Raw genomic sequence first — 16,499 nt, 5'->3', positions numbered from 1 at the left:
CGCACACAAAAGGGAGCCATCGGTTCCCTTTTCCATCAGCGGTGTCAGCCACCCAAGCCGCTCCCGTTTCTCCATGCCCCTGTCATCTGGCTGGTTGCCATCTTCGACGCCTACCTGCTGGTGTTTGCGGTGGTCGCCATCGGCAGCCTGGTCAAGGACCGCTGCTGCAACTGAAGCTGGTCATTCGATATAGATCGCACACAAAAGGGAGCCATCGGCTCCCTTTTCATCTGATACCCGATCAGCTGCGCCCAGTCCTTGCCCAACCCCTGCTCCCGCGCCTCCATGCTCTCTTCATCGGGTTGGTGACCAGCGTCGCCGCCTGCTGATGTTTGTAGTGGTCGCGGTTTAAGTACCGTTGTCGCAGTCAAACCCGCGATGCCGGGTTCAGACAGAGACAAACTCGGATAACGAAAAGGGGAGCCATCATGGCTCCCCTTTCTTGTGATCGCAGACTCTGCAGCACGCGACCTTCTTTAACACACCTTCATCCAGCCTTGGCAGTGCTCATCCTGGCCTTCACCATGCCAACGACCATGGGCAGCAGCGAGATGGCAATGATGCCGAAGATGAGCAGAGTGAAGTTGTGGCGCACCACCGGCAGGTTGCCGAAGAAGTGGCCTGCATAGACGAACGACAACACCCACAGCAAGCCGCCAATCAGGTTGAACGCCAGGAAGCGCGGGTAGGTCATGGCCCCCATGCCGGCCACGAAGGGGGCAAAGGTGCGCACTATGGGCAGGAAACGGGTGATGATGATGGTCTTGCCGCCATGCTTGGCATAGAAGGCGTGGGTCTTGACCAAATAGTCACGACGGAAGATCTTCGAATCGGGATTGTGGAACAGTTGATCCCCGAAGAAGTGGCCTATGGTGTAGTTCACCACGTTGCCGAGCACGGCGGCAATGATCAGCACCCCCGCGAGGGTATGTACGTCCAGCACGCTGCCCACGGTGAGGGCACCAGCGGCAAACAGCAGGGAGTCGCCGGGCAGGAAGGGGGTCACCACCAGGCCGGTCTCACAGAAGATAATGAGGAACAGGATGGCGTAAACCCAGACACCATAGTGCTCGAACAGTTCTTTCAGGTGCACGTCAACGTGCAGAATAAAGTCGATTGCAAACAGGATCAGATCCATTTTCTCATACCCATGAAGTGAACGGCGTGGAGTCTACGCCAATGCCTTGCAACCGACAATCTGCGGTATCGCTTCGCCCTTCATTCCAGGGTATCCAGCCCCTGCCTGACCGTTGCAGGCAGGCAGGACTCCCATCCCCAGAGCAGCAACAGCAGCAGGCTGACGTCGTCGAGCCAGCCCACGAAGGGCACCAGATCCGGGATGAGATCCACCGGACTGATGCCATAGACGAGGATGAGGATCACCAGCCCCTTGGCCCACCAGGGGGTGTCCGGGTGGCGAAAACCGGCATAGAGGCGGCGCAGGCGCCGCCAGATCAACCAACGCTTGCCGCTCATGACTCGATCAACTCGCCGCGCAACCGCTGGATCTGATCCCGCATGGCCGCGGCCTGCTCGAACTCCAGATCCCGGGCATGCTGGAACATCTGCTCTTCCATCCGCTTGATCTCTTTGGCGATCTCGCTGGCGGAGCGGGCATGGTACTCCCCTTGCGGCTCGGCCGCCTTGCGACTGCCTCTGCCGGGTTTGCCAGCAGTGCGGCTGCCCCCCATGTCCATCATGTCCCCCACCGACTTGTTGAGGCCCATAGGCGTGATGCCGTGTTCAAGGTTGTGGGCATGCTGCAGGGCACGGCGCCGTTCGGTCTCCTCGATGGCCACCTTCATGGAGTTGGTGATGGTGTCGCCGTAGAGGATCACCTTGCCGTTGAGGTTGCGGGCGGCGCGGCCTATGGTCTGAATGAGGGAACGGGTGGAGCGTAGGAAGCCCTCCTTGTCCGCATCCAGGATGGCCACCAGGGACACCTCCGGCATGTCGAGCCCTTCTCGCAGCAGGTTGATGCCCACCAGCACGTCGAATTTGCCCAGGCGCAGATCGCGGATGATCTCCACCCGCTCCACTGTGTCTATGTCCGAATGCAGGTAACGTACCCGCACGTCGTGGTCCGCCAGGTATTCGGTCAAGTCTTCCGCCATCCGCTTGGTGAGGGTGGTGACCAGCACTCGCTCCTCCACCGCCACTCGCAGCCGGATCTCGGAGAGCAGATCGTCCACCTGGGTGGTGACGGGCCGCACCTCGATTTCGGGATCCAGCAGGCCGGTGGGACGCACCACCTGCTGCACCACGTCGCCGCCGGACTTCTCCAGCTCGTAGGGGCCGGGGGTCGCCGAGACGAACACCGTCTGGGGCATCAGGGCCTCGAACTCGTCAAACTTCAGCGGCCTGTTGTCGAGCGCCGAGGGGAGCCGGAAGCCGTACTCCACCAGGGTCTCCTTGCGGGATCTGTCCCCTTTGAACATGGCGCCTATCTGCGGCACCGTCACGTGGGACTCGTCGATGATGAGCAGGCCATCCCCCGGCAGGTAGTCAAACAGGGTGGGCGGCGGCTCGCCGGGGGCACGCCCCGACAGATAGCGGCTGTAGTTCTCGATACCGGAGCAGTACCCCAGCTCCTGCATCATCTCGATGTCGAACTGGGTGCGCTGGCTGATGCGCTGTTCCTCCACCAGCTTGTTGAGGGAGAGCAACTGCTCGCGGCGTCCCTTGAGCTCCTCCTTGATGTGATCGATGGCCCCGAGGATGGTCTCCCGCGGCGTGGCGTAGTGGGTCTTGGGGTAGATGGTGTAGCGCACCACGGTCTGCTCGATGGCGCCGGTCAGAGGATCGAACTGGGAGAGGCGCTCCACCTCTTCATCAAATAGCTCCACCCGCAGTGCCAGCTTGTCCGACTCCGCCGGATAGATGTCGATCACCTCCCCCCGCACCCGGAAGGTGCCGCGCTGGAAGGCCATGTCGTTACGGGTGTATTGCAGCTCGGCGAGGCGGCGCAGGATATCCCGCTGGTTGATCACATCCCCCACCTTCAGGTGCAGCATCATGCTGAGGTAGGCCTGGGGGTCCCCCAGACCATAGATGGCAGATACCGAGGCGACGATCACCACATCGCGCCGCTCCAACAGCGCCTTGGTGGCTGACAACCGCATCTGCTCGATGTGATCGTTGATGGAGGCATCTTTCTCGATGAAGGTGTCCGTGGTCGGCACATAGGCTTCCGGCTGGTAGTAGTCGTAATAGGAGACGAAGTACTCCACCGAGTTCTCGGGGAAGAACTCCTTCATCTCCCCATAGAGCTGGGCGGCCAGGGTCTTGTTGGGAGCCAGTATCATGGTCGGGCGATTCAGGGTGGCGATGACGTTGGCCATGGTGAAGGTCTTGCCCGACCCGGTCACCCCGAGCAGGGTCTGATGAGCGAGGCCGGACTCGATGCCATCGAGCAGGCGGGCGATGGCTGCAGGCTGATCCCCCGCGGGTTGAAACTGGCTGGCCAGCTTGAAAGGCTTATTCATGACGACTCCCGACAAAAAACGGCAAGGGAGCAGTGTACCCCGAGTTGGCAGGCCTGGGTATCCGCTCTCCTGCCCTGACGGCTATTGACCCCGAAATGCGACCTCTGTATGATGCTCCTCCTTGCCTGATGTTCCCCCGTAGTTCAGTCGGTAGAACGGCGGACTGTTAATCCGTATGTCACTGGTTCAAGTCCAGTCGGGGGAGCCAATTCCTCACCATCTCGGTGCAAGTTATCCACTTTAGTGCTTTCCTCTGCCAATTTTAATGCACAAGCCGTCCCTCGCGGCGCACTCCCCCTTTGATCCCCGGTTCCTGACCAGCAGCGTTTTGTTCTGCTGCGTATAACTATTTGATTTTTATAGAAACATTTTTTTGCCGATATTTTTTGAACAGCGCTTGCACCCCAGTATTGGCGCGGCTTGCAGGCTGATCACCAAGTTTCATGAACAGGGTTATCCACAGTTTCTGTGGGTAAGTGTGCCAAACCCAATGCAGGCCTAGGTTGGCAGCGATTGTCTCCGCTTTGGCAAGGTAAAACTCCTCACCCCCCATTTTCTCCTGTTTTTGCCCTCCCCCCTAAATGGGTCGGGCGGGGGCGAGACATCCTATTTCTCCCGCTTTTTTTTTCGCCATGCCCCGTGCCATGGGTCAGCCTCAACCGAACGGAAAAAAGGGTTCCTTTGCATCCCGCCAACCACCCCAGTCAAAAATGCTGAAAATCATGCTCAATCGCCTCCTGCGCAGCAGGTAATAAATTGTCCACAGGGCTGTCACGCCCTCCCCCGCCGACAGCAGAAATCACTCATTGACAGCGGGAACAGCAGCGCAAAATAGAGGTATTTTCCTCAAGTCGCCCGCGCATCGCTCCCCACCCCGGAGAGACCAGCACTTAACTGGCTGTTAATCCGCTTTCGCGCTTCTTTCTTGGTGAGGGATCCGGCACAATATCGGCCCCACTTTTTTCCTCGGTTTTTCCGGGCATGACCATAGATTTCGTGACACTGCTACATCAAAGCGACTCCCTGCTGCTGTTCGTGGTGCTGGCCTTCGGCCTGCTGCTGGGCAAGGTGCGCATCGGCAACTTCCAGATTGGCAACACCATAGGGGTGCTGTTCACCGCCCTGCTGTTTGGCCAGATGGGGTTCCAGTTCTCCACCTCCACCGAGAACGTCGGCTTCATGCTGTTCATTTTCTGTGTGGGGATCGAGGCGGGCCCTCACTTCTTCAGCGTCTTCCTGCGCGACGGCATCCACTACATCACCCTGACCCTGGTGATCCTGCTGACCGCCTTGCTGCTGACGGTGGGACTGGCCAAGTTCTTCAACCTGGGACCCGGCATGGCGGCGGGGATACTGGCGGGGTCGCTGACCTCGACCCCGGCGCTGGTGGGGGCCCAGGATGCTCTGCGCAGCGGCCTGCTCAATCTGCCCCACGGCACCGACATGCAACCCGTGCTCGACAACATGGGGATAGGCTACGCCCTGACCTACCTGGTGGGCCTGGTGGGGTTGATGCTGGTGGTGCGCTATCTCCCCTCAATGGCGCGGCTCGATCTCAATACAGAGGCGCAAAAGATAGCCCGCGAGCGGGGACTCTCCGACAGCGAGAGCCGCAAGACCTATCTCCCCATCATTCGCGCCTATCGCGTCGGCCCGGAACTCGCCGCCTGGATCGGCGGTCGCACCCTGCGCGAAACCGGCATCTACCCCCACACCGGTTGTTACGTGGAGCGGATCCGCCGCAACGGCATTCTGGCGAGCCCGGACGGCGACGCCGTCATCCAGGAGGGGGACGAGATCGCCCTGGTCGGCTATCCGGAGAGCCACGAGAAGCTCGACGTCAACTACCGCAACGGCAAGGAGGTGTTTGACCGCAACCTGCTCGACCTGCAGATCGTCACCGAAGAGATAGTGGTGAAGAACGACGCCGTGGTGGGCCGCCATCTGGTGGAGCTCAACCTGACCGAGAAGGGCTGCTTCCTCAACCGAGTGGTGCGCTCCCAGATCGAGATGCCGTTCGATCGCAACATCATGCTGCAAAAAGGCGACGTGCTGCAGATCAGCGGCGAGAAGCAGCGGGTCAAGCTCCTGGCCAACAAGATCGGCTTCATCAGCATCCACAGTCAGACCACAGATTTGGTGGCCTTCACCACCTTCTTCGTGCTCGGTCTGCTCATCGGCTCCGTCTCCCTGGTGTTCGGCCAGATAGAGTTCGGCCTCGGCAACGCCGTCGGCCTCTTGCTGGCAGGGATACTGATGGGTTACCTGAGGGCCAACCACCCCACCGTCGGCTATGTGCCGCCGGGCGCGCTGCGCCTGGCCAAGGATCTCGGCCTCGCCGTCTTCATGGTGAGCACGGGCCTCAAAGCCGGTGGCGGCATCCTCGACCACCTGAGCGAGGTGGGGATGGTGGTGCTCTTCTCCGGCATGCTGGTGACCACCTTGCCGGTGCTGGTGGGCTATCTGTTCGGGGTCTGGGTGCTCAAAATGAACCCGGCCCTGCTGCTCGGGGCCATCACGGGTGCCCGTACCTGCGCCCCGGCGATGGATGTGGTCAACGAGGCCGCCAACAGCTCGATTCCGGCGCTCGGCTACGCCGGCACCTATGCGGTGGCCAACGTGATGCTGACTCTGGCAGGCTCCTTCATCATCGGCTTCTGGTTCTAGCCACTCATAAACCGATGCAATCCTCACAGAGTGAGCCCGAGGGCTCCCTCTTCCATTACAGGACTGACCGTCCTTTCACCCTCAAATGACACGTACCTCTGGATAGTAACAATCGTGCTATCGGCTGGCTCCGTTGAAACTCAAAGAGCTAAAGCGTCCCTTGCGCCCCACTTACACTCAGTAAAACGAGTGAGGTGAACATCATGAAACGCTTATGGATTGTCATGGTCTGGATGCTATGTTCTCTGGCACCGGTCTGGAGTGCCGAGCCAGAGAAAAAGGTCACCGTCGAGGAAGAAGAGGAGCGCAGCGCCCTGGCTTTTGACAGCGCGGAGCTCGCCAAACCCATGCAGGGGGATTTCGACGCCATGCTGGAGAGGCGCACCATTCGGGTGCTGACCACCTACAACAAGACCGGTTACTTCATCCACAAGGGAGTGCAGCGGGGCGTCACCTATGATGCCTTCATCCAGGTGGAGAAACGCCTCAACGAGCAGTTGCGCAAGGACAAGGCCATCAAGCGCCACCTCAAGGTTCATATCGTCTTCATTCCCGTGGCCCGTGAAGCCCTGCTGGCCTCCCTCATCGAAGGCAAGGGCGATATCGCCGCTGCCAACCTCACCATCACGGACAAGCGCAAGCAACAGGGGGTGGAGTTCACCGATCCTTTGCTTGAAAACGTACGCGAACTGCTGATCTCCGGCCCCCACTCTCCCAAGGTGGAGAGCGCCGCCGATCTGGGGGGCAAAACCATCTTCGTACGACCCTCTTCCAGCTATTTCGAGAGCCTGATGGCCTATAACCAGGCTCGCAAGGAGGCGGGAGAGCCCCTCATCGACATCCAGCCTGCCTCCGAGGTGCTGGAAGATGAAGATCTGGTAGAGATGGTCAATGCCGGTCTGCTGCCCTTCATCGTCATGGATGAACACAAGGCCCGCTTCTGGCAGAAGATCTTCCCCAAGATAACCATCCATGAGACCCCGGTGTTCCGGGAAGGGGGCGTCATCGCCTGGGCAGTGCGCAAGGAGAGTCCCAAGCTGCTCGCCATGCTCAATCAGCAGATCAAGGCGATACGGGGCAAGGCAACGGGGGAAGAGATCCTGGCCCGCTATCTCAAGCAGAACAAGTTCGTCAAGAGCGCTGCCGCCGCCGCCGAACGCAAGAAATTCCTGCAGGTAGTGGAGCTGTTTCGCGAGTATGGCGACCGCTATGACGTGGACTGGCTGTTGATGGCGGCTCAGGGTTATCAGGAGTCGGCCCTGAACCAGAAGGCGCGCAGTCATGTCGGCGCCATCGGCATCATGCAGATCATGCCCGCCACCGGCAAGGGACTGAAGGTGGGCGACATTCGCCAACTCGAGCCCAACATCCACGGGGGCGCCAAATACATGCGCTGGATGATCGATCACTATTATGCCGACGAGCCCATGACCGCCCTCGACAAGGCCCTCTTCTCCTTCGCGTCCTACAACGCCGGCCCCGCCCGGGTCGCCAGACTGAGAGCCGAGACCAAGAAACGGGGCATGGATCCCAACGTCTGGTTCCACAATGTCGAATACGTGGCGGCGGAGAAAATTGGCCCCGAGACAGTCACCTATGTGGGCAATATCTACAAGTACTACATCGCCTACAAGCTGGTGATGGAACAGATGCAACTGAGACAGAAGGCCAGCGAAGCCCTCCAGCAGCAAGAGAAGGTCTCGGCGGCAAAGAAATCATAAGCGACTCAGGCCAGCACCAACCACGGGCGGGGCCCCTCTCTTCACCAGAGGTGAGCCCCGTTTCTAGTTCAGCCCCCCTCCCTCTTGGCGGCGGGTTCCCTCTCTCCCCATGACCACAATGAACAGAATGGGCACAACAGCCTTAATAGCCATTACGGCCAGATTGTTTTCCAACCACACACCATTCATTAACCTCTTTGCAACAATCACAAGGAGAACATCATGTTGCAAGGAACCTTCAAGCACACTCTGCTCTGCTGCCTGCTGGGCGCCAGCCTCGGCGTCCAGGCCAAGATAGACGAAGTCCACTTCCTGATCCCGGGTGGCGCCGGCGGCGGCTGGGACAACACGGCCCGTGGCACCGGCGAGGCACTGACCAAGTCCGGCCTCATCACCACCGCCTCTTACCAGAACATCTCGGCCGGTGGCGGTGCCAAGGCCATCGCCCATCTGATCGAAACCTCGGCCCAGTCCGACGAGACCCTGATGGTCAACTCCACCCCCATCATCGTCAAATCCCTCTCCAAGGAACTGCCGCAATCCTTCCGGGATCTCACCCCGGTGGCCGCCATCATCGCCGACTATCAGGCGCTGGCGGTACCGCTGGACTCCCCCTATCAGAACTGGGCCCAGTTGCTGGCCGCCTATGAGGCGAACCCCGCCAAGGTGAAGATTGCCGGCGGCTCCGCCCGTGGCAGTCTGGATCACCTGGTGGCCGCCATGACCTTCAAGAATGCGGGGGCCGATGCCGGCAAGCTGCGCTACGTGGCCTATGACGCCGGTGGCAGCGCCATGGCGGCGGTACTGGCGGGGGAAACCCAGGTGCTCTCCACCGGCTTTGGCGAGGCGATGGAGGCGGTCAAGTCCGGTCAGATGCGGATCCTCGGCGTCACCGCCCCCGAGCGGATGCCGGATGCCAGCCAGGTACCCACCTTCTCCGAGCAGGGCAACCCCACCGTGTTTGCCAACTGGCGCGGATACTTCGCCTCCCCCGGCATCAGCCCGGAGAAATCCGCCGAGTTCGCCGCCCTGCTCAAGCAGATGTACGACAAACCGGAGTGGGAAGCGGTGCGGGCGCGCAATAGCTGGATCAACCAGTATCAATCCGGCCCCGAGTTCACGGCTTTTCTCAACAGCCAGGAGCAACAAATTGGCGGCCTGATGCGCGAGCTCGGCTTCATCAAGTAACCCTCAGCCTGTGGCGGGTTCGGCCCGCCCATCGGAGTCATCATGCGACTGACCAAGGAAAGGTTCGGGGGGCTGCTGTTTTTGCTGCTCTCCCTCGCCTACGGCTATCACGCCACCCAGATCCCCGGCTACCCGGGGGACGAATATGAACCCTTTACCGCCAGCACCCTGCCCTATGCCCTGGCCGGAGCCGGGGTCCTGCTCTCCCTGTTGCTGATCTGCTCACCGGGGGGAGAACCACTGGGCAAGGAGTCCGGCAACTGGCGGCTGGTATTCGCCCTGTTGGGGCTGATGCTGGTCTACGGCCTCGCCCTCGGCTGGCTCGGCTTCCTCGTCGCCACCATCTTGTTCCTCATCGGCGGCATCCTGCTGATGGGCGAACAGAGCCTCGCCTTTGCCTGCAAGGTGAGCATCCCTTTCACCCTCATTTTCTGGGCCCTGCTCACCAAGGGGCTCAATGTCTACCTCGAGCCGGGTCGGCTGTTCACCCAGTTGCTGGGATAAGGAGAACCCATGTTAGACGGAATCCTGCAAGGGCTCGGCACCGCCATGATGCCCATCAACCTCTTCATGGTGGTGGTCGGCTGCTTCGTCGGCACCTTCATCGGCATGCTGCCAGGGCTGGGGCCGGTCACCGCCATCGCCCTGATGATCCCCATCACCTACGGGCTGGATCCGGCCTCCGGCATCATCCTGATGGCCGGGGTCTATTACGGCTCCATGTTCGGCGGCTCCACCGCCTCCATCCTGATCAACACCCCGGGCTGCTCCGCCAGCATGATCACCGCCATCGACGGCTATCCGCTGGCCTGCAAGGGGTATGCAGGCAAGGCACTGGCCATCGCCGCCTATGCCTCCTTCGTCGGCGGCACCCTGTCGGCCATCTTCCTGATGGTAGCGGCGCCGCTGCTCGCCAAAGTCTCCCTCGCCTTCCAGTCGGCGGACTACTTCGCCCTCATGGTGCTCGGGCTCTCCGCGGTGGCGGCCTTCGCCGGCAAGGGGCAGGTGCTCAAGGCGCTGATCATGGCGCTGTTTGGCATCATGATCTCCACCGTCGGCATCGATCGCAGCGTCGGGGTGGACAGATTCACCTTCGGTCTGCCGGACTTGCGCGATGGCTTCTCCTTCCTGCTGCTGGCCATGGCCACCTTCGCCCTCGCGGAGATCCTGATGACGGTGCTGCGCCCGGGCAAGGACACCAGCAAGGAGGAGGCGAGCAAGATGCAACAGCTCGGCTCACTCAAGCTGAGCCGGGACGAGGTGAAGGAAATAGCGCCCCCCATCGCCCGCTCCTCTGTGCTGGGTTTCCTCATCGGCGTGCTGCCGGGGGCCGGTGCCACCATCGCCTCCTTCATGGCCTATGGGGCCGAGCGCAACTTCGCCCGCAAGGGTAAACGGGACGAGTTTGGCAAGGGCAGCCTGACCGGCATAGCCGCGCCGGAAGCGGCCAACAACGCCGCCTCCAGCGGGGCCTTCGTGCCGTTGCTGACCCTGGGGATCCCGGGCTCAGGTACCACGGCCCTGATGCTGGGGGCGCTCATCGCCTATGGCATCCAGCCCGGCCCGCGCCTCTTCATGGAACACCCGGATGTGTTCTGGTCGGTGATCATCTCCATGTATCTGGGCAACGTGGTGCTCTTGATCCTCAACCTGCCGCTCATTCCCTACCTGGCCAAGGTACTGCAGGTGCCACACCCTGTGCTCATCCCCATGGTGCTGCTGTTTTCGCTCATCGGGGTCTATCTGGTCTCCTTCAACACCATGGACATCTATGTGATGGTGCTGGTGGCTCTGGTGGCCATAGGGCTGCGCCTGCTGGACTTCCCCATGGCCCCCATGCTGCTCGGCTTCATCCTGGGGGGCATGCTGGAGGACAACCTGCGCCGGGCCCTGGTGATCAACGACGGCTCCCTGAGCTTCCTGTGGGAGCGCCCCATCACACTGGGCTTCACCCTGGTCACCCTGGTGATGCTGTTGCTGCCGCTCTGGCAGTGGTGGCAGGCCCGTCGCACGCCGGTGGCGACCCTGCAATCCGACCCGACCTGATCCCAGCCATCACACAAAGAGCGCCAAAGGGCGCTCTTTTTTTGGGTTGGAACCGGCCACTCAACGCTGGCGGTAGCGCCGCTCCGGCCGCCCGACGGTGCCGTATTCGAGCTCGGGGCTCGCAAGCTGCTGGCCCACCAGAAACTCCAGATAGCGGCGCGCCGTGGTGCGACTCACCCCGACCCGGCTGCCTATCTCCTCGGCGCTGGCCCCCTGCAGGCTCAGGGCCGCCAGCACCCGTTGCAGGGTGAGGGCGTCTATTCCCTTGGGCAGGCCGCCCGCCGCCACCTGTTGCAGCGGGGTGCCAAAGAGCGCATCCACCGCCTGCTGATCGATGTCAGCCAGAGCCGCTAGGGCGGCGCGGCTCTGGCAGTATTTGTCGAGGGTGTCGCGCAGTCGCTCGAACACCACGGGTTTCAAGATGAAATCCACCACCCCGAGGCGCATCGCCTCCTGCAGGGCCGCGGCCTCACGGGCGGCGGTGAGCAGGATGACGTCGAGATGGGCCCCGCACTGGCGCAGCTCCCGCAGCAGGGAGAAACCCTCCCCGTCCGGCAGCCACACGTCCAGCAGCACCAGATCCGGCTTGAGGATGGCTATCTGCTCTCTCGCATCGAACAGGGTGAGCGCCACCCCCAGCACCTCGAACCCCGCCAGCCGTTGCACGAAGCGCCGGTGGATCTCGGCAATGGCCGGATCATCCTCGACGATCAGGATCTTGATCACTCACACCTCCTTGGGAATGTAACAGACGACGCAACTCCCCTGCGCCGTGGCTTCGATGGTGATGGTCCCCTGCAGGGCATCCAGGGTCTTGCGCACCAGGGCGAGGCCTATGCCGTGGCCGGGTTCGGCCTTGCTGCTCACCCCGCGCTCGAACAAGGTGTCCGCCAAAGCGGGATCCACCCCACCGGCCCCGTCCTCCACCTCCAAGATGAGATCCTGGCCGAGATCGCTCAAAGAGACCCGGATCGGCTGATAGGGGGCGCCATGGCGGCGGGTCGCCTCGAAGGCGTTGTCGATGAGGTTGCCAAGCAGGGTCACCAGCTGGGAGCCGCTGACCCGGGCGGGGATGTCGTACAGGCGGGAATTCGGGTCCACCTCCAGCACCAGTCCTAGCTCGTGGGCCCTGTGGTACTTGCCAAGCAGCAGGCCCGCCACCTTGGGCTTGGCGATGGCTCCCATCAAAAAGCTCAGCAGGGTCTGCTCGGTGGCCGCCTCCCGGCCGATGAAGGCGAGCGCCTCCCGGGTGGCCCCCAGCTCGATGAGACCGGCGATGGTGCCGAGCTGGTTGTTGTGTTCGTGGGTCTGCACCCGCAGCAGATCGCTGTAGGCCTGCACCTGGGAGAGCTGGGCGCTGAGCTCGGCCAGCTCGTCCTTGCGCCGAAAGCTCGACACGGCGCCGATCAGCTTGCCCTCGCGCACCAGCGGCAGCCGGTTGACGATGAGAGACTGGCCGTTGAGCACTATCTCCTCGTCAAACTGGGGGCTCTGTTCTTGCAAGATGGAGAGCATGCGGCTGCCCGGCAGCAGTTGACCGACGGGCTGGCCGATGGCGGCCTGCGCGGCCCGCTCATCGAGGCGCAGCAGCCGGATGCCGTTGGGATTGAGGGAGGTGAGCCTACCCTGCTCGTCTATGGTAAGGATCCCCTCGCGCACGGTGCGCAGGGTGCAGTCGAGTTCCGCATAGAGGCGCCCTATCTGCTCGGGCTCAAACCCCAGCAGGGCCCGCTTGTAGCGCTTGGCCAGCCAGGCTGCGGCGGCGCTGTTGAGCAGCACGATGAGCAGGGTCATGGCGAGGCCGAAGCGCAGGAAACCCTGCAGGTCTGCCTCTATGTCCCGCACCAGATAACCGACCGAGACCACACCGATGACCCTGCCCATCTCATCCCGGATGGGCCCCTTGCCGCGCACCGAGACCCCGAGGGAGCCCTGGGCGCGAGAGATGTAGAACTCCCCTTGCAGAGCGCGCCCGGGATCATCCCCCATCATGGGTTTACCTATCCTGTCCGCATTGGGGTGCACCAGGCGGCGCGCCTCGCCATCACCGATGACGATGTAGCTGGCGCCGACCTCGGCGCGCATCCGCTCCACCAGCACATTGAGCCGCGCGGTATCGGCCCGCTTCACCCCGGCGATGACGCCGGGCTCTCGGGCCACCAACCGGGCCACGTCCAGGGCCTGATCCCCCACCTCCCGGTAGCGCTGCTCGGCGACATAGTAGTAGCTGGCCCCGCTCAGCAGCACCAGTTGCAGCAGGCTGACCAGGCAGAGCATGAGCAGGATGCGTCCTTGCAACCCGAGCCTCATGCCTCCCTGTCACCTCGCAACAGATCGAGCAGCAGGCTGCCGTCCCGCAGCGCCTTGTGCACCTGCACCGAGGTGGGCTTGGTGGGATCTTCGTAAAAATGGGTGGACTCGATCTGCAGGCGCACCAGGTACTCCGCCGGCAGCTGGCTCGCCAGGGACTGGTGCAGCATGGGGAACAGCAGCCGATCGGCCCGGGTGATCTCCCCCCCCAGCAGCAGCTTGCCCGGGTTGAGCAGGCAGATGAGGTTGGCCAGCACCCGGGAGAGCCGGCCCGCCGCCTGGTGCAGGATATCCTGACAGAGGCTGTTGCCCGCCAGCGCCAGCTCGCACAGCTCGCGGATGTTGACGCTCGCCGGCAGATCGTGCTCCTGCATCCGCTCGCGCAGGTCCCGATACTGGGCCTCCAGGGCCTGGTTGGTGACCAGGGTGCAGGCGCAGCCGAAGCCACCGCAGTAGCAGCGCTGGCCATAGGGTTCGAGCTGCAGGTGGCTGAGATCCCCGAGCAGGGCCGACTCGCTCTCGATGAGCTGGCCGTTGACCACCATGCCCACCCCTATGTCGTTGTGGACGAACACCAGCACCGCATCGGCGCAGTTCCTGGCGGCGCCCCACTCCCGCTCGGCCTGGATCCAGGTGCGCACGTCGCCGCTCACCAGCACAGGCACCTCGAACGCCTGCTGCAGGGTGGGGCCGAGGGGCCAGTTGCGCAGATCATAGAAGGGGAAGTGCTTGACCATGCCGGAGTGGCGCTCCACCTGCCCGGGCAGGCAGAGGGCGATGCAGGCGAGGCGCAGCGCCTTCTTCGGCAGGAAGCCTTCGATGGCCCGCACCAGGCTGGCCAGCAGGTCATCGCGCTCCGACTCGCTGAACAGGTGACGATGGCGCGCCAGGGAGTGACCGGCGAGATCGAACAGGGCCATGTCCACGTAGCCGCGGCCAAGGCGCATGGAGAGAAACTGGAAGCGGCGCTCGTTGATGCGCAGCAAAGTCTGACGACGGCCACGCCCCACCGAGCTCTCGCCACAGGTCACCACCAGGCCGCCATCGAGCAGTTCACGGGTGATCTTGGTGATGCTGGCCGGTGAGAGGCCGGTCAAACGGGACAGATCGGTACGGGACAGTTCCTTGTGCTCCTCCAGACTGGCGTAGACCAGGCCGTAGTTGAGCTGACGGATCAAATCGATACTGCCTTTCACGATCTCATTCATAGGGTAGGGGCTAACGAAAGGAACGAATGGCGCGATTTTCCCACATTCTGCGCCGATCCCCAAATTTGCCGTCCGGACATGACGTCCAGACGGCAAAAATGTGACTAGTAACGGAAGCGGGAGACCAGTTGACGCAATTTGTCACCCGTGCCAGCCAGGGCGCGGGTGGTGGTGTTGGACTCCCCGGCGGCCTCGGTCAGCTCGCTGACGATCTGCTGGATGGCCACCAGGTTCTTGTTGATCTCCTCGGAGACCGCGTGCTGCTCCTCGGCGGCGGTCGCTATCTGGATGTTCATGTCGTTGATGGTGCTGACCGCCATCACCATGCTGTCGAGAGAGCTGGCGATGTGGCTCGCCTCCTGCACCGTCTCCTGGCTGCGCGATTCGCTCGCCTGCATCACCTCCACCGCCTGGCGCACGCCCCCCTGCAGCCGTTGCAGCATCTCGTTGATCTCCTTGGTGCTCTGCTGGGTGCGACCGGCCAGGGATCGCACCTCGTCCGCCACCACCGCAAAGCCGCGCCCCTGCTCACCGGCCCGGGCCGCCTCGATGGCCGCATTCAGGGCCAGCAGGTTGGTCTGGTCGGCGATGCCGCGAATCACCTCCACCACGGATCCTATCTTGCCAGTCTCCTGGGCCAGCTGCTCGATGACGCCGGAGGCGGTGTGCACCTCCTCCACCAGCCGGTTGATGCTGCCGATGGCGCTGCCCACCACCTCGCGAGCGGCATCGGATTCCCGCGCCGCGTCGCTGGTGGCCGTGGCCGCGTTGGAGGCGCTGGCCGCCACTTCCTGGACGGTGGAGCTCATCTCGGTCACGGCGGTGACCACCTGATCCGTCTCCCGGCCATGGCCCTGCATCTGCCGGTCGGCGTGCTCGCTTAAGCTGTGCAGGCGATCCACTGCCCCCAGCAGCTGATGGCTGGTCTCCCCGACCTGGCTCACCACCGACTGGATCCGCTCCACGAAGCGGTTGAAGGCGCTGGCCAGCTGGCCCACCTCGTCCTCGCTCTGCACCTTGAGGCGTCGGGTCAGATCCCCCTCCCCGTCGGCGATGTCATTGAGGGCCGCGACCGCATCCGCCAGCGGCCGGGTGACCCGGTTGCCGAGCACCACTGTCACTGCCAGGGTCACCCCCAGGATCACCAGAATGAGCAGCACGCTGCTCTGCAAGGAGCCGTGCATGTTCTCCTCGCGCTCGCTGCGCAGGGCCGCCAGCTCGGTGTCGATATCATCGATGTAGAAGCCGGTGCCCACCACCCACTGGTATTTGTCCAGCACCAGGTTGAAGGAGAGCTTGGGCGCATCCCGCCCGATGGAGGGCTTGTTGGTCCAGTACTCCGAGTAGCCATCCCCCTCGCGGGCCGCCTTGACGATCTCCTGAATGAGGAAGGTGCCCTTGGTATCCTTGTCCTGCCAGCGATTCTTGCCCTCCACCTCGGGGCGAGTGGGCAGCAGCAGGGTATTGCCCTGGAAGTCGTAGACGAAGAAGTAGCCGTCACTGCCATAACGCAAGGGGCGCAGCAGCTCCTTCACCCGGGCACGCGCATCCGGGCTGTCCGGCGCAGCATACTCTTTCTCGATGGCGGTCTTGGCGAGCATCAGGTAGCTGCTGAGCAGGGCCTTGCGCTCCTTGACCGCCTTGTCCCTCGCCACCACCAGCTCGGACTCCAGATCGCTCCTGGCCACCAGGTAGTTGCTGAGGTTGACCACCAGGGCCATCAGCAGCACGGGGATAGCCCCCAGTAACAGGATCTTCTGCTTTAGTGTCATTGTGTAATCCTTTCTGCTGTTTATTCTTGATGTTCCGTTCCTGCTGCATCGGCATGGGATGCTGGCCGAGGGGGGGCCGCTTTCGCTACAATCCCGCCACCT

Annotated in this window: 12 protein-coding genes and 1 tRNA gene; 6 read left to right on the top strand and 7 right to left on the bottom strand. The window is 62.6% G+C overall.

Going from position 1 to position 16,499, the window contains the following annotated elements; genetic code table 11:
* Positions 1–487: 487 nt before the first annotated feature.
* From ACB039_RS08410 to uvrB, 3 genes are all read right to left on the bottom strand, one after another.
* Complete coding sequence (locus ACB039_RS08410) at positions 488–1,138, bottom strand: DedA family protein (protein WP_371165487.1); 651 nt, start codon at positions 1,136–1,138, stop codon at positions 488–490.
* 80 nt (positions 1,139–1,218) lie between these two features.
* Positions 1,219–1,476: a YkvA family protein gene (locus ACB039_RS08405; protein WP_043129838.1), complete on the bottom strand. Its 258-nt coding sequence runs from the start codon at positions 1,474–1,476 to the stop codon at positions 1,219–1,221.
* Complete coding sequence (gene uvrB / locus ACB039_RS08400; RefSeq protein WP_171273767.1) at positions 1,473–3,485, bottom strand: excinuclease ABC subunit UvrB; 2,013 nt, start codon at positions 3,483–3,485, stop codon at positions 1,473–1,475. Before uvrB ends, ACB039_RS08405 begins: the two co-directional genes overlap by 4 nt.
* Before the next feature lie 132 nt (positions 3,486–3,617).
* Here uvrB and ACB039_RS08395 point away from each other — a divergent pair.
* The 6 genes from ACB039_RS08395 to ACB039_RS08370 all read left to right on the top strand — a co-directional run bounded on the left by ACB039_RS08395 (position 3,618) and on the right by ACB039_RS08370 (position 11,107).
* A tRNA-Asn gene (locus ACB039_RS08395) sits at positions 3,618–3,693 on the top strand.
* A gap of 773 nt (positions 3,694–4,466) precedes the next feature.
* Entirely contained in the window at positions 4,467–6,152 is a 1,686-nt protein-coding gene (locus tag ACB039_RS08390; protein ID WP_005327876.1) for an aspartate:alanine antiporter, read from the top strand.
* A gap of 203 nt (positions 6,153–6,355) precedes the next feature.
* Entirely contained in the window at positions 6,356–7,873 is a 1,518-nt protein-coding gene (locus tag ACB039_RS08385; protein ID WP_182788736.1) for a lytic transglycosylase F, read from the top strand.
* Positions 7,874–8,095: 222 nt separating this feature from the next.
* Complete coding sequence (locus ACB039_RS08380) at positions 8,096–9,061, top strand: tripartite tricarboxylate transporter substrate binding protein (protein ID WP_182788734.1); 966 nt, start codon at positions 8,096–8,098, stop codon at positions 9,059–9,061.
* A 42-nt stretch (positions 9,062–9,103) separates the two neighbouring features.
* Complete coding sequence (locus ACB039_RS08375; RefSeq protein WP_182788733.1) at positions 9,104–9,565, top strand: tripartite tricarboxylate transporter TctB family protein; 462 nt, start codon at positions 9,104–9,106, stop codon at positions 9,563–9,565.
* A gap of 9 nt (positions 9,566–9,574) precedes the next feature.
* Entirely contained in the window at positions 9,575–11,107 is a 1,533-nt protein-coding gene (locus ACB039_RS08370; RefSeq protein ID WP_182788731.1) for a tripartite tricarboxylate transporter permease, read from the top strand.
* A 60-nt stretch (positions 11,108–11,167) separates the two neighbouring features.
* Here ACB039_RS08370 and ACB039_RS08365 read toward each other — a convergent pair whose 3' ends face one another.
* The 4 genes from ACB039_RS08365 to ACB039_RS08350 form a co-directional block, all read right to left on the bottom strand.
* Positions 11,168–11,833, bottom strand: coding sequence for a response regulator (locus ACB039_RS08365; RefSeq protein ID WP_171273766.1), 666 nt, complete (start codon positions 11,831–11,833; stop codon positions 11,168–11,170).
* Positions 11,834–13,417, bottom strand: coding sequence for a sensor histidine kinase (locus tag ACB039_RS08360; RefSeq protein WP_171273765.1), 1,584 nt, complete (start codon positions 13,415–13,417; stop codon positions 11,834–11,836).
* Positions 13,414–14,625 (bottom strand): ROK family transcriptional regulator, encoded by a 1,212-nt coding sequence (locus ACB039_RS08355; protein ID WP_171273764.1) that lies wholly within the window; start codon positions 14,623–14,625, stop codon positions 13,414–13,416. Before ACB039_RS08355 ends, ACB039_RS08360 begins: the two co-directional genes overlap by 4 nt.
* Before the next feature lie 104 nt (positions 14,626–14,729).
* On the bottom strand, positions 14,730–16,397 hold the full coding sequence (locus ACB039_RS08350; RefSeq protein WP_371165486.1) for a methyl-accepting chemotaxis protein: 1,668 nt from the start codon (positions 16,395–16,397) through the stop codon (positions 14,730–14,732).
* Positions 16,398–16,499 lie beyond the last annotated feature (102 nt).

This window comes from Aeromonas sp. S2(2024) (genome assembly GCF_041402505.1).
In the GTDB taxonomy this organism is placed as follows: domain Bacteria; phylum Pseudomonadota; class Gammaproteobacteria; order Enterobacterales; family Aeromonadaceae; genus Aeromonas; species Aeromonas media.
The sequence above is the reverse complement of the archived record's forward strand: the minus strand, read 5'-3'. Positions and strand labels throughout refer to the sequence as shown.